Genomic DNA, 13,279 nt, shown 5'->3' on the forward strand with positions numbered 1-13,279 from the left:
AAAGTGTGAAACGGTTTTCCGTCTGGATTTGCGTGAAAACAAGGGGATAGGACGGCTCGCCGTTTCCGTGAAACGGTGGAGACGCTCTCCCTCGCCGCCTTGCAATCGCCCGGAAATCGGGCGATTGAGTATCGGCGGACTGAGGAGAGGATTTTCAAAATGACCATTGCGCGCAAACTGCTTTCAGCAGGCGCCGCGGCAAGCCTTCTGGCTGCGGCCGCCTGCACCACCACCGGCCCCGCGGACCAGCCCTCGATGGCGGCGCCGAAGGGCGTCGAGGGCAACTGGATCGACGCCAAGGGCACCGGCCTGTCCACCTTCGCGGCCGGCAGCTTCACCACCGTCGCCACCGATACCGGCCAGAAGCTGTCGGAAGGCAGCTACACCATGACCGGAGCGACCTCGGTCGAGATCCACGGCACCTCGCTGATCCGCCAGACGCCGGTCAGCTTCAACTGCCTGATGATCTCCACCAGCCAGCTCAACTGCACCAGCGCCAGCGGCCAGAATTTCGTGCTAACGCGCCGGGCTTGAGAGTTCGCAAATCTTCAGCTGACAGGGCCGGCGGCGCAAGCCGCCGCCCTTTTTGTGCCGGCAAACATCTCCCTGATTTGTGCTTGCATCGACCGGAACCCGATGTGAACATGACCGGAGCTGACTGTTATTTTCCAGTCAAGCGAGGGCGTTAAGCATATTCGAAGTCAGCTTATCCGGGAGACGAAGATGAAGAAGATTGCCGCGATCCTAGCCCTGTCGGCATCGGCGCTCGGCCTGTCGGCGGGCGTGTCTTTTGCCGACTACACGCTGAACATCCTGCATTTCAACGATTGGCACAGCCGCATCGAAGGCAACAACAAATACGAGTCGACCTGCTCCGCCGACGAGGAGACCAAGGGCGAATGTATCGGCGGCGCCGGCAGGCTGGTCACGGCGATCGTCCAGGAACGCAAGAAGCTCGAAGGCCAGAACCTGCTGCTGCTCAATGCCGGCGACAGCTTCCAGGGATCGCTGTTCTACACCACTTACAAGGGCGCCGTGGAAGAGGAATTCCTCAATCAGATCAAGCCCGACGCGGTAACGCTCGGCAACCACGAGTTCGACGACGGCGAGACCGCTCTGGTTCCCTACCTTGACAAGGCGAAATTCCCGATCGTCAGCGCCAATGTCGTCCCCAACGACAAGTCCGGCGCCAAGGACAAGATCAAGCCTTCGATCGTCCTCGAGATCGGCGGCCAGAAGATCGGCATCGTCGGCGCTGTCACCAACGACACGCCCGAACTCGCCTCGCCCGGCCCGAACATCGCCATTACGGACGACGTCAAGTCGATCACGGCCGAGGTCGAGAAGCTCAAGGCGCAAGGCATCAACAAGATCATCGCGGTCACCCATATCGGCTACAGGCGCGAGCGCGACGTCATAGCGAAAATCCCGGATGTCGACGTGGTGGTGGGCGGCCACAGCCACACCCTTCTGTCGAACACCGATCCGAAGGCCGAGGGCCCCTACCCGACGATGGTCGACAACCCCGACGGTTACAAGGTGCCGGTCGTGCAGGCCGCGTCCTATTCGAAATATCTCGGCGAGTTCAAGGTCGTGTTCGACGACAACGGCGTCGTCAAGGAGGCAAGCGGCGCGCCGATCTATCTCGACAAGTCGATCACCCCCGATCCCGCCGTTCTTTCCCGCATCAAGGAGCTCGGCGCGCCGATCGAGGCGCTGAAGAACAAGGAGGTGGCCGAGACCACCAAGGCCATCGACGGCAGCCGCGAGAATTGCCGCGCGCGCGAATGCGAGATGGGCAATCTCGTCTCCGACGCCATTCTCGACCGCACCAAGGGCCAGGGCGTCGAAATCGTCATCTCCAATGGCGGCGGCCTGCGCGCCTCGATCGACCAGGGCACGGTGACCATGGGCGAGGTGCTGACCGTGCTGCCATTCCAGAACACGCTGGCTACTTTCAAGATCTCGGGCAAGGACCTGGTTGCGGGCCTTGAAAACGGCCTCAGCCAGATCGAGGACGGCGCCGGCCGCTTCCCGCAGGTTGCCGGCATCAAATATTCCTTCGACAGATCCGTCGCGCCCAATGCCGGCCGCGTCAAATCGGTCGAGGTGATGGAGAACGGCGCCTGGACGCCGATCAGCCCGGACAAGCAGTACCTCGTCGCCACCAACAACTACGTCCGCCAGGGCGGCGACGGCTACAAGGTTTTCGCCGACAAGGCGACCGACGCCTATGACTACGGCCCCGGCCTGGAGCAGGTGGTGGCCGACTATCTCGGCGCCCACCGCCCCTACACGCCGAAGCTCGACGGCCGCATCACCGAGCTTGCGGCAACGGCGGCGGCGGCCAAGCCGGCCAAGCCCGCGGAACCGGCGAAGCCTGCCGAGACCGCTCCCGCCACCCAGGCGCCCGCGGCCGGGGCAGCAAAACCAGCCGAGACGTCGCCGGCAAGCGGCGAACCCGCCATGCCGGCTCCGCCTTCCGGTTCCAGCGACATTGCCGGCACGCCGCCGGCCGTTTCTACTGAAACCGCTCCGGCCGCGCCCACCGAGACCGCGCCCGCGGCGCCGGCCGCGGAACCGGCAAAGCCCGCCGAGACCGCCCCGGCAACGCCTGCTCCCGCAGCCGAGCCGGCCAAGCCGGCGCAGGCAACGCAGGCCGAAGCGAAACCGGCCGAGACCAGCCACACCGTTGCCGCCGGCGATACCTATTGGGACTTGGCCAAGAAAGCCTATGGCGACGCAACCAAGTGGAAGCTGATCTCCGAAGCCAACAAGGATTATAAGCCGCGTCGCCTGCCGCTCGGCGCGACGCTGACCATCCCGCCGGCCACGAATTAGCCGGTCATCCGGACCCATGACACCCGCCCGGTTGCCCGGACGGGTGTTCCTTTTTCAGAACGTAACGCGGTAAGGTGCGGCCAGACGCAGCATTGAAAACCGGCAGGGCATCGCTAGTTTCCGCGGCGCTACCGGAGACTGTTGATGACTCTTGCCAATCCCACCGATGCCAAAGCCGCAAAGGCCACCGGTCCGCTGTCCGGCGATGCCGCGCCGGTCAGGCCGGGCAAGATCGGCGTCATGCTGGTCAATCTCGGCACGCCCGACGGCACGGACTTCAGGCCGATGTGGCGCTACCTGCGCGAATTCCTCTCCGATCCGCGCGTCATCGAGCTCAACAAGGCGATCTGGTATCCGATCCTGTATGGACTGGTGCTGACGACCCGGCCGAAAAAATCCGGCGCCAACTACGCCCGTATCTGGAACCTGGAGATGAACGAGTCGCCGCTGCGCACGTTCACCCGCGCTCAAGGCCAAAAGCTGGCCGCCGCACTTGCCGATCTGCCCGATGTGGTGGTCGACTGGGCGATGCGCTACGGCGATCCCTCGACGGCAAGCGTCACTCAGAAGCTGGTCGACCAGGGCTGCGACCGCATCCTCACCTTTCCGCTCTACCCGCAATATTCGGCGACGACGACGGCGACCGCCAACGACCAGCTGTTCCGTGCGCTGATGAAGATCAGGCGCGCGCCGGCGATCCGCAGCGTGCCGCCCTATTATGACGAACCGGTCTATATCGACGCGCTTGCGCGTTCGATCGAGCAGCACCTGGCGACCCTCGACTTCGTGCCGGAGGTGGTGATCGCCTCCTATCACGGCATCCCCAAGCCCTATTCCGACAAGGGCGATCCCTACGGGGCGCATTGCCTGGAGACCACGCGGCTGCTGCGGGCAAGGCTCGGCTGGGACGAGAAGAAGTTCATCGCCACCTTCCAGTCGCGTTTCGGCGCGCAGGAATGGCTGCAGCCTTACACCGATGTCACCGTCGAGCAACTGGCCAAGGACAGCGTGAAATCGATCGCCATCGTCAATCCCGGTTTCTCCGTCGACTGCATCGAGACGCTGGACGAGATCGGCCGCGAGGCGGCCGAAACCTTCCATCACGCCGGCGGCGAGAATTTTGCGCATATCCCCTGCCTCAACGACAGCGCCGAGGGCATGGCGGTCATCGAAGCGCTGGCGCGACGCGAGCTTTCCGGCTGGGTGTGACCGGTTTCACCGGCTAATGCATGTCGTCCAGAAGTGTGCAGCGGTTCTGGGACAACGACATGCATCAAGACAAAGACCTAAAGCGCGTCGACTGAACCCCTTTCAGCGCGACGCGCTTTAGCTAGAAACCGGTGCGCAAAAGCCTTCGCTAACCAATATTCCCGATCACCTGATTGTAACGCTGCGGAAACACACTTAAGTGATTCCGTGAGGTCGCCGCCTTTTGAGGGAGAAACGAAATGGGCTTCAGCGGTTTCGATATTGCCATCATTGTTCTTGTCTTCCTGGTCATCATCCTTCTTTTCAAAGGCATCAAGACGGTGCCGCAAGGCTATAATTACACGGTGGAACGCTTCGGCCGGTACACCAAGACGCTGACGCCTGGCCTGAACATCATCAACCCCATCTTCGAGCGCGTCGGCGCCAAGATGAATATGATGGAGCAGGTGCTCGACGTGCCGACGCAGGAGATCATCACTCGCGACAACGCCATCGTCGGTGTCGACGGCATCGCCTTCTACCAGATCCTCAACGCCGCGCAGGCCGCTTATCAGGTGGCCGGGCTGCAGAACGCCATTCTCAACCTGACCATGACCAACATCCGTACCGTCATGGGCTCGATGGACCTCGACGAATTGCTGTCCAACCGCGACGCCATCAACGAGCGCCTGTTGCGCGTCGTCGACGAGGCGGCGCATCCGTGGGGCATCAAGATCACCCGCGTCGAGATCAAGGACATCAATCCGCCGGCCAATCTGATCGAATCGATGGGCCGCCAGATGACGGCCGAGCGCAACAAGCGCGCCCAGATCCTGGCCGCCGAAGGCCTCAAGCAGTCGCAGATCCTCGAGGCCGAGGGCCGCAGGGAAGCTGCCTTCCGCGACGCCGAGGCGCGCGAGCGCTCGGCCGAAGCGGAGGCCAAGGCGACGCAGGTCGTGTCGGAAGCCATCGCCAAGGGCGACGTGCAGGCGCTCAACTACTTCATCGCCCAGAAATACACCGAGGCGCTGACCAGGATCGGCTCGGCCACGAACAGCAAGGTGGTGCTGATGCCGCTGGAAGCCTCGTCGCTGATCGGAACGCTCGGCGGCATCGGCGAGATCGCCAAGGAAGTTTTCAGGAGTGAAGGTACGGCCGGCGCGCAGCGGCAGGCCGCACGCCCGCCGCTGGTTCGGCCGAACGAAAACTGAGATCATAGGAGGCTGCTCCCATGTTCGACCGTATCGTTTCCGAACTCGGCCCGTGGAACTGGATGGTTCTGGGCTTCGTGCTCCTGGTGATGGAGATCGTCGCGCCGGGCGTCTTCATGCTGTGGATCGGCATCGCCGCGCTCATCGTCGGCGCCGTGTCGCTGGCGATATGGGACGCCGCTTTCTGGATCTGGCAGGTGCAGGTGCTGGCGTTCCTGATCCTGTCGCTGATCTCGGCTTTCGTCGGCAAGAAACTGATGGCCGGCCGCCACGACGATGCCGACCAGCCGCTGCTCAACCGCCGCGGCGCGCAGATGGTGGGCAAGCTGGCGACGCTGGCCGAGCCCATCAAGGACGGCCGCGGCCGCATCAAGCTCGGCGACACGCTGTGGCGCGTTTCCGGCCCTGACCTGCCTGCTGGCACGCAAGTGCGCGTTGTCGGCGCCGCCGACACAGACCTGGAGCTGACGGTCGAGGCGGCCTGAACCGAGATAGGTATCGGACGGGCTGAGACTAAGGCAATTCCAGGAAAAGTGCGTGGCTAGGCTGCGCCAATGCGCAGCAGGTCGTGGAAGTGAACCACGCCCACCGGCATTTTGTCTTTGGTCACGACCAACGCGCCGATATTGTGCTCGTTGAGCATGGCAATCGCCGTGCCCGCCAGCGTCTGCGGATCGATCGTCTTGGGCGTGCGGGTCATGACCTCATCGACGGTCACGTCGGCCAGATTGCGATGCAGATTGCGTGCAACGTCGCCGTCGGTGACGATCCCGACCAGTTTGCCGTTCGCATCGACGATGCAGACGCACCCGACTTTCTTCTGCGACAGCGTCATCACCGCTTCCGGCATCTTGGTGCCGAGCAGGGCGAGCGGCACCTGATCGCCGGTCCGCATGATCTCCGACACCAATGTCAGGTTGGCGCCAAGCTGCCCGCCGGGGTGCAAGGTTCGGAAGTGATCCGGCGTGAAGCCCCGCGCTTCGAGCAGAGCGATGGCCAACGCGTCGCCCAGCACGAGTTGGAGAAGCGTCGATGTCGTCGGCGCCAGCCCGTGCGGACAAGCCTCGGGCACGACCGGCAGCAGCAAAACCACATCGGCCGCACGCGCCAGCGCCGAGCTCTCGCCGGAAGTAATGGCGATCAGCGGGATGGAAAAACGCCTCGAATAGGCGACGATGCCCATCAATTCCTTGCTTTCGCCCGACCAGGACATGGCGATTATGGCGTCGTCCTTGGCGATCATGCCGAGATCGCCGTGATTGGCCTCGGCCGGATGGACGAAAAAGGCTGGCGTGCCGGTCGAGGCAAGCGTCGCGGCGATCTTGGCGCCGATATGGCCGCTCTTGCCGACGCCGGTGACGATGACGCGGCCCTCGATCCGCGAGATCAGGTCGATCGCAGCGGCAAAAGGCTCGGTCAGCCCGTTTGCGAGCGCGGCGGCCAGGGCCGCCACGCCGGTCTGCTCCGTGGCCACCGTTCTCAGCGCCGATTCGATCGCGGCCTGCCTGTCCGGCTGCTTTCTTTCTGGGGACCCCGCATGCATGGAGCAAGCGATTAGCGCTTTGCCGCGCCCCTGTCCAACGGAATTGCCTTCAACCTCCGATTGGGGAGCTCTGAGGCGGCTCTCTCAACCCTCCGTTAACCATCCGCATTTACGGTTCGGTAAGTATGGCGCAACCGCGCCGCGCAAGCAGTGGTGACGATGTCCGGGGGCCAGCCTGAAACGAAAATCGGTCGGAAAGGCATTGCCGTTGCAGCACTGCTGCTGACGGCAAGCGCGCTTGCCTTGTTGCATCCCGCGCCGGCATTCTCGCAGGAAACCGAGCTGCGCGGCGAGGTCTCCGATTCTGCCATACTCGCCGACCAGCAGCGCAAGGCCAGGCAGTTGCGGGCGCAGGGATCGCAGGGTCAGACCCCGCCCGCCGCCGCTGCCGTCCAGGATACGGCATCGACGACCTACCAGCCGTCAAGCCCCGGCGCCGTTCCCGATGACGATCAGACGGCGGGCGCGACGGACAGCATCTTCGACCAGCCGCAGGCAACGGACGATCAATTGGCCGACACGAAGGCCCCGGTAAAACGCCGCCGGCCCTCGACCGCGAATCAGCGCGCTCGCGACGCCAAGGCCGGCACCAAGACCGCCGACAAGAAGAAGGCCAAGAAGAAAACCGGCGAAGCGACGGACAGCACGACCACCGCAGCGACCGCCGGCACAGTCAGCCGGACCGACGCCACCGCCACCGGCGATGAGGACGGCAGCAACCGCCGTGCCGTTACCATCGACAGCGTCGACAAGCAGAAGCTGGACCCCGGTCAGGAACGCACCGCATCCATCGAAGGCCTGAAAGTCAAGCCGGAGGATGACCCCTTCGCCGCGCCGGGCGTCAAGGTCGGCACCTTTCTCTTCCGGCCGACGCTCGAGCAGGGCTTCACCGCGACCTCCAATGCCGATTCCAGCAGCACCGGCAAATCGGCGGTTCTGTCCGAGACGGCGCTGCGCTTCACCGCGACTTCCGACTGGCGTGAGAATTCGGCTTTGATCACCGGCTACGGCCAGTTTCGCAACACCGTCTCTGGCCAGAAGATCAACGACGCGCAGGGCCGTATCGAGGGCCAGCTCAATATCGACCTCGACAACGAGCTGCGCGCCATTGCCAAGCTGGGCTATGAGGCCGCGCCAGAATCGGCCTCCTCGCCGGATGCGATCGCCGGTGTCACCCAACAGCCGCTGCGCCAGACAGTCGACGGCAGCCTTGGTCTCGAAAAAACTGTCGGCAAGATGCGCTACGCGCTGACCGGCGCGGTCTCGCATGATTTCTACGGTGATGCCGAGCTCTCCGACGGCACCACCGTTTCGCAGAAGGATCGCGATTCCACGCTCTATACCGCGACCTTGCGCACCGGTTACGAGATTTCGCCGGCGCTGACGCCGTTCACGGAAGTCGAGGCCGGGCGGCGCCTCTATGACCTGCGCGTCGACACCGACGGCTTCGAGCGATCCTCGACCAGGCTTGGCGCGAGCGCCGGCCTCGAGCTCGACATGGGCGAGAAGCTGTCGGGCGAATTTTCCGTCGGCTGGCTGCGCGAGGCGATCGACGACAACCGCCTTCCGGCGGTAGCGGGTCCGAGCATCGATGCCGATCTCAAATGGTCGCCCGAGCGCGGCACCACTATAGGCCTGACCGGCAGGACCAGCGTCGAAACAACCACGACGGCCAATGAGAGCGGCGATATCCTCTACTCCGGCCGTCTGACCGGGGAGCGCCAGATTCGCGCCAATCTGACGGCGAACTCGGCGCTCGGCCTCGACTGGCGCGATTACACCGGCTCCGACGGCCACGATTTGATCCTGAGCGCCGAGGCCGGACTGACCTGGTGGCTGAACCGCTATGCCGGGGTCACCACCAGGGTGAGGACGGAGAAGCTGACCAGCAACCTGCCTGGCCGAGACTATACGACCAACAGCGTCTATCTCGGCCTGAAGGTCCAGCGCTGAAGAGCAGCAACGGCCCAAGCCTATGCCGAGATTCAGGTCAGGCCGAGTCGAGAACGGTGGGTTCCGAGAACCGGCCTACGCCGGCCGAAGCCCTTATAGAGCGGACACACTTTATGAGGCTTCGGCCAGCGAAGCCCGGAGCGGAGCGTACTCAAAGTACGTGAGCACCGGAAGCGCAGGAACCTGCCGTTCGCAGACCGGCCTCACCTGAATATCGGCATAGGCTAAGACGCTGCGCCGCGCCGCTCTGCCGGCTGCACCTCGTCCAGCAGCGTTCGGATGACGCCGGCCATGCTTCCGTTCATGTCGCTGCGCCAGAGCGCGAAGGCGACATTGGCCTCGACGAAACCTTCCGGCGAGCCGCAATCGAAGGTGCGCCCCTTGTAGTGATAGCCGTAGAAGGCCTGCTGTTTCTCCAGCTTCAGCATCGCGTCGGTCAGCTGGATCTCGTTGCCGGCGCCGCGTTCCTGGCTTTCCAGGATGCCGAAGATTTCCGGCTGCAGGATGTAGCGGCCGTTGATGAAGAGGTTGGAGGGCGCGGTGCCCTGCTTCGGCTTCTCCACCATGCCGGTGATGCGGAAGCCGTGATGCGTGTCCTCGCCACGGCCGACAATGCCGTATTTATGCGCCTCGGCCGGATCGCATTCCTGCACGGCGATGATGTTGTTGCCGGTCTCGGCATAGAGCTCGACCATGTCCTTCATGCAGCTCTTTTCCGACTGCATGATCATGTCCGGCAGAAGCAGGGCGAACGGCTCCTCGCCGACCAGCTCGCGGGCGCACCAGACGGCGTGGCCGAGGCCCATCGGCACCTGCTGGCGCGTGAAGCTCGTCTGTCCCGGCGCCGGCTGCAGCCGCTGCAGGCGGGCGAGCTGATCGTCCTTGCCGCGCTGGGCAAGCGTGTCATACAGCTCGAACTGGACGTCGAAATGGTCCTCGATGACCGCCTTGTTGCGCCCGGTCACGAAGATGAAATGCTCGATGCCGGCCTCGCGCGCCTCATCGACCACATATTGGATGACCGGCCGGTCGACGACGGTCAGCATTTCCTTCGGGATGGCCTTGGTGGCCGGGAGAAACCGCGTGCCGAGGCCGGCGACCGGGAAAACTGCCTTGCGAACGCGCTTCATGCTGACACCCCCTGCGTTTCGGCCAATTATCCGCTCGGCAGCACGCTCCGCAATCCCCCCAAACATTTTCACGGCGGAATCATTTTCACGCCGGAATGTCGGATTAAGGGCGAACAGTGAACGTGTGAGCTAAAAGCCGCGACATCTCTTTTCGTTCCCTGCGGCACCTATGGTAAACCAAATGCTAACCCGGTTCGGCGTTGAATGATCCTTCCTGATGTGACGAAGGAGGAAATGATGTCCGTTCGCAACACCGCGAGGCGCCTGACGGCACTGGCGACGGCCGCCGGCCTCACGCTGGCCTTGCTGCCCGCCGGACCCGCTTTCGCCGATGCCGGATTCCGCCAGTGGGTCTCGGATTTCCGCGCCACCGCGGTGGCAGGCGGCGTTTCGGGCGCGGTCTACGACCAGTCGATGAGAGGCGTCGAGCCCGACCCGGTCGTGCTGGAAAAGGCCCGCACCCAGCCGGAATTCACCGCGCCCGCCTGGGATTATTTCGACAACCGCGTGCACGACCAGGCAGTCGCCAACGGCCAGGCGATGGCGAAGAAATGGAGGCCGTGGCTGGATCGCATCGAGGCGCGATTCGGTGTCGACCGCAACATCCTTTTGGCCATCTGGTCGATGGAATCGAACTATGGAGAGACGCTCAAGCGCGACGACATCATGCGCAACGTCGTCCGCTCGCTGGCGACGCTTGCCTATGGCGATCCGAAGCGGTCGAAATATGCCCGCACCCAACTGATCTCGGCCTTGAAGATCCTGCAGACCGGCGACATCGACGAAAGCCATCTGATGGGCTCCTGGGCAGGCGCGATGGGCCAGACCCAATTCATCCCCACCAGCTACCAGCGCTATGCGGTCGACATGGACGGCAATGGCAAGCGCGACATCTGGAGTTCGATCCCCGACGCGCTGGCGACCTCCGCCAATCTGCTCAAGAAGAACGGCTGGCAGGCCGGCAAGACCTGGGGCTATGAGGTCTCCATACCGGCCGGCAAATTGCCCGGCGGCGCAAAAACGATCGGCCAATGGCAGGCGCTCGGCGTCGTCAGGGCCAGCGGCAAGCCGTTCAAGAACCTGACCGACAAGGCGACGTTGAAAGTGCCGGACGGCCGAGGTGGACCCGCCTTCCTGATGATCAGGAATTTCTCTGTCATCAAGGCCTACAACAACGCCGACAAATACGCTTTGGCCGTCGGCCTTCTGGCCGACGAGATCGCCGGCGGCACCGGCCTGGTGCAGGACTGGCAGCGGCCTTTCACCAAGCTCAGCTTCGAGGAACGGCAGGAACTGCAGAAGCGGCTTTCAGATCACGGCTATTATGACGGCAAGTTCGACGGCAAGATCGGCGATGGCTCTAAAGCCGCCATCATGGCCTACCAGGCCAAGGTCGGCTTGAACCAGGATGGCTATCCGAGCCTGGAAGTGCTCAAATGGCTCCGCAAGCAGTAGAGCCTGGGGAAGCGCCAGCATCCTCTCAAAGACGGCAAGGATGCTATAACGCTTCGGCTTGCGCATGACTTTCCCACGTCTTCCGGTCATGCGCCAAGGTATGGAGAGATGTTTGGTTTCGGTTGCGCGTATCAGGCAGGGCATTCGCCGGGCGCCGATCCTGATTCTCGCCCTGGCCGTGCTCGTCGTCACTGCCGCCGGCGCCTTCCACGCACCGGCATTCGCGCAGGAGGAAAGCCGCGGCTGGTCGTTGCGTGACCTTCTGTTCCCGCGCCGCAGCGAACGCGTCGAGCCACCGTTCGAAATCCAGAAATCAAGGCCGAAACCGAAGAAGAAATCCAAGCCGCGCCCGCCGGCCGAGCCGGAAACGCCGATCGTCGAGAAGACGAACGACGCCCGTGTCGTGCTGGTGGTCGGCGATTTTCTGGCGGGCGGGCTGGCCGAAGGCCTGGACACCGCCTTTGCCGACAATCCCGCCGTCAGGATCGTCGCCCGCGCCAACGGGTCGTCGGGCTTCGTTCGCGACGATTTCTATAACTGGCCGGTCGAGATCAAGTCGCTGATCGAGACCGAGAAGCCGTCGGCCGTGATCGTCATGCTGGGCTCCAACGACCGCCAGCAGATGCGGGTCGGCGAGGTGCGCGAGCAGCCGCGCTCGGAGAACTGGACCAAGGAATACGAGCGCCGCGCCGATGCGCTCGGCAAGGCCGTCCAGGACACCAAAGTGCCGTTCCTATGGGTCGGCATGCCGGCCTTCCGCGTGTCGAAGATGAACTCGGATATGCTTGCCTTCAACGACATCTACCATTCGGTCGCCGAAAAGCATGGCGGCGAATTCGTCGATGTCTGGGACGGCTTCGTCGACGAGAACGGCGCTTTCGTCACCTCCGGCCCGGACATCAACGGCCAGCCGGTTCGGCTGCGTTCCGATGACGGCATCAACGTTACCAAGGCCGGCAAGCGCAAGCTCGCCTTCTATACGGAAAAGCCGCTGGCGAAGATCCTGGGCTTGGCGGCGCCGGGAAGCGTCACGACTGTGTCGGCGCCGGCCGGCGCTCCGGTCGAGGCGCCGAAGCCGGCCGCGGCGCCCGTCATCGTCGACCGCACCGCGCCGATGCTTCTCGGCGACCCGGCGCTCGACGGCGGCACCGAGCTGCTCGGCGCCGCGCAGCCGGCCAGGGCCGATCCGAACCTGCCAGGCGAAAAACTGATCGTCGAAGGCAAGGCGCCCGCCGCCTCGCCCGGCCGCGCCGACGATTTTTCGTGGCCGCGGAAGACGCAGCCGGCGACAGCAGCCGTCGAGTCGAACCCCACGCCCGCCAGCCCTTAATCGACGTCCATCGGATTCGTCGGGATATCCGTTAAGGAGATCACCCTTAGATCGTCCTGCGCGAAAGCGATTTCACGCCAAGCCGAACAATGGCATTGTTCTATTCCGCTGGAATTACAGGGGGGCGAACATGTCGGCGACGGGCTATGCCTTGCTTGGCTTCGTAACTTGGACCCTCCTCCTGCTTGTCTGGATGGAGATTCTGCGCACCCAGCTTGTGGTGACTGGCCGCATCCCAGCAAATGCCTTCACGCCGGATAACGCAGGTCTTTCGCCCTTTTTGCAGCGGCTTACGCGAGCCCACGCCAATTGCATTGAGGGACTCCCGATATTCGGAGGCCTCATGGGCGTGGCCATGATGACTTCGCGGACGGGGATCACCGACCCCCTTGCTTACTGGTTTATCGCCGCGCGGCTAATCCAGTCGGCAATTCATCTGGCGTCGACAAGTCCAAACGCGGTCAAGGCTCGATTTTCCGCGTTCGCGGTCCAGATGGCCATCGGCCTCTACTGGGCGGTAAAGCTGCTGGTCAGTTAGGCGCTTCAAGAAGCTAGAGCATGATCCCGAGAAGTGGGAACCGGTTTTCGGATAAAGATCATGCTCCAACAAAGAGTTAGACCGCGATGG

Annotated in this window: 11 protein-coding genes; 9 read left to right on the plus strand and 2 right to left on the minus strand. The window is 63.5% G+C overall.

The features are described 5' to 3' along the window. The first annotated feature begins 159 nt into the window (after positions 1 to 159). From FJW05_RS12875 to FJW05_RS12895, 5 genes are all read left to right on the plus strand, one after another. A complete protein-coding gene (locus FJW05_RS12875) occupies positions 160 to 534 on the plus strand; it encodes a hypothetical protein (RefSeq protein WP_140632410.1) in 375 nt (124 codons plus the stop codon). A 189-nt stretch (positions 535 to 723) separates the two neighbouring features. After that, the gene (locus tag FJW05_RS12880) at positions 724 to 2,841 is read left to right on the plus strand and encodes a bifunctional metallophosphatase/5'-nucleotidase (RefSeq protein ID WP_140632413.1); all 2,118 of its coding nucleotides are present in this window, start codon (positions 724 to 726) and stop codon (positions 2,839 to 2,841) included. A gap of 144 nt (positions 2,842 to 2,985) precedes the next feature. Beyond that, positions 2,986 to 4,050: a ferrochelatase gene (hemH, locus tag FJW05_RS12885; RefSeq protein WP_140632416.1), complete on the plus strand. Its 1,065-nt coding sequence runs from the start codon at positions 2,986 to 2,988 to the stop codon at positions 4,048 to 4,050. A 239-nt stretch (positions 4,051 to 4,289) separates the two neighbouring features. Continuing rightward, a complete protein-coding gene (locus tag FJW05_RS12890; RefSeq protein WP_095766330.1) occupies positions 4,290 to 5,240 on the plus strand; it encodes an SPFH domain-containing protein in 951 nt (316 codons plus the stop codon). 20 nt (positions 5,241 to 5,260) lie between these two features. Further along, positions 5,261 to 5,725: an NfeD family protein gene (locus FJW05_RS12895; RefSeq protein WP_140632419.1), complete on the plus strand. Its 465-nt coding sequence runs from the start codon at positions 5,261 to 5,263 to the stop codon at positions 5,723 to 5,725. 56 nt (positions 5,726 to 5,781) lie between these two features. On the opposite strand, the gene FJW05_RS12900 is transcribed toward FJW05_RS12895, so the two are convergent. Further along, positions 5,782 to 6,783, minus strand: a complete 1,002-nt coding sequence (locus FJW05_RS12900) for a KpsF/GutQ family sugar-phosphate isomerase (RefSeq protein ID WP_140541855.1) — start codon at positions 6,781 to 6,783, stop codon at positions 5,782 to 5,784. Between the two features lie 159 nt (positions 6,784 to 6,942). Here FJW05_RS12900 and FJW05_RS12905 point away from each other — a divergent pair, with 159 nt between their 5' ends. Next, positions 6,943 to 8,736, plus strand: coding sequence for an outer membrane beta-barrel protein (locus FJW05_RS12905; protein ID WP_140632422.1), 1,794 nt, complete (start codon positions 6,943 to 6,945; stop codon positions 8,734 to 8,736). Positions 8,737 to 8,960: 224 nt separating this feature from the next. Here the strand turns inward: FJW05_RS12905 and galU are convergent, their stop codons facing one another. Continuing rightward, a complete protein-coding gene (gene galU, locus FJW05_RS12910) occupies positions 8,961 to 9,866 on the minus strand; it encodes a UTP--glucose-1-phosphate uridylyltransferase GalU (protein ID WP_140632425.1) in 906 nt (301 codons plus the stop codon). Between the two features lie 237 nt (positions 9,867 to 10,103). Between galU and FJW05_RS12915 the strand changes: the two genes are divergently transcribed. The 3 genes from FJW05_RS12915 (at position 10,104) to FJW05_RS12925 (ending at position 13,189) form a co-directional block, all read left to right on the plus strand. Then, on the plus strand, positions 10,104 to 11,321 hold the full coding sequence (locus tag FJW05_RS12915) for a lytic murein transglycosylase (RefSeq protein WP_140632428.1): 1,218 nt from the start codon (positions 10,104 to 10,106) through the stop codon (positions 11,319 to 11,321). A gap of 112 nt (positions 11,322 to 11,433) precedes the next feature. Next, the gene (locus FJW05_RS12920; RefSeq protein WP_140632431.1) at positions 11,434 to 12,651 is read left to right on the plus strand and encodes a DUF459 domain-containing protein; all 1,218 of its coding nucleotides are present in this window, start codon (positions 11,434 to 11,436) and stop codon (positions 12,649 to 12,651) included. 130 nt (positions 12,652 to 12,781) lie between these two features. Beyond that, complete coding sequence (locus tag FJW05_RS12925; RefSeq protein ID WP_140632434.1) at positions 12,782 to 13,189, plus strand: MAPEG family protein; 408 nt, start codon at positions 12,782 to 12,784, stop codon at positions 13,187 to 13,189. The last annotated feature ends 90 nt before the right edge of the window (positions 13,190 to 13,279 follow it).

Origin of the sequence: Mesorhizobium sp. B2-9-1 (genome assembly GCF_006439455.1) — a bacterium.
Taxonomy (GTDB): Bacteria; Pseudomonadota; Alphaproteobacteria; order Rhizobiales; family Rhizobiaceae; genus Mesorhizobium.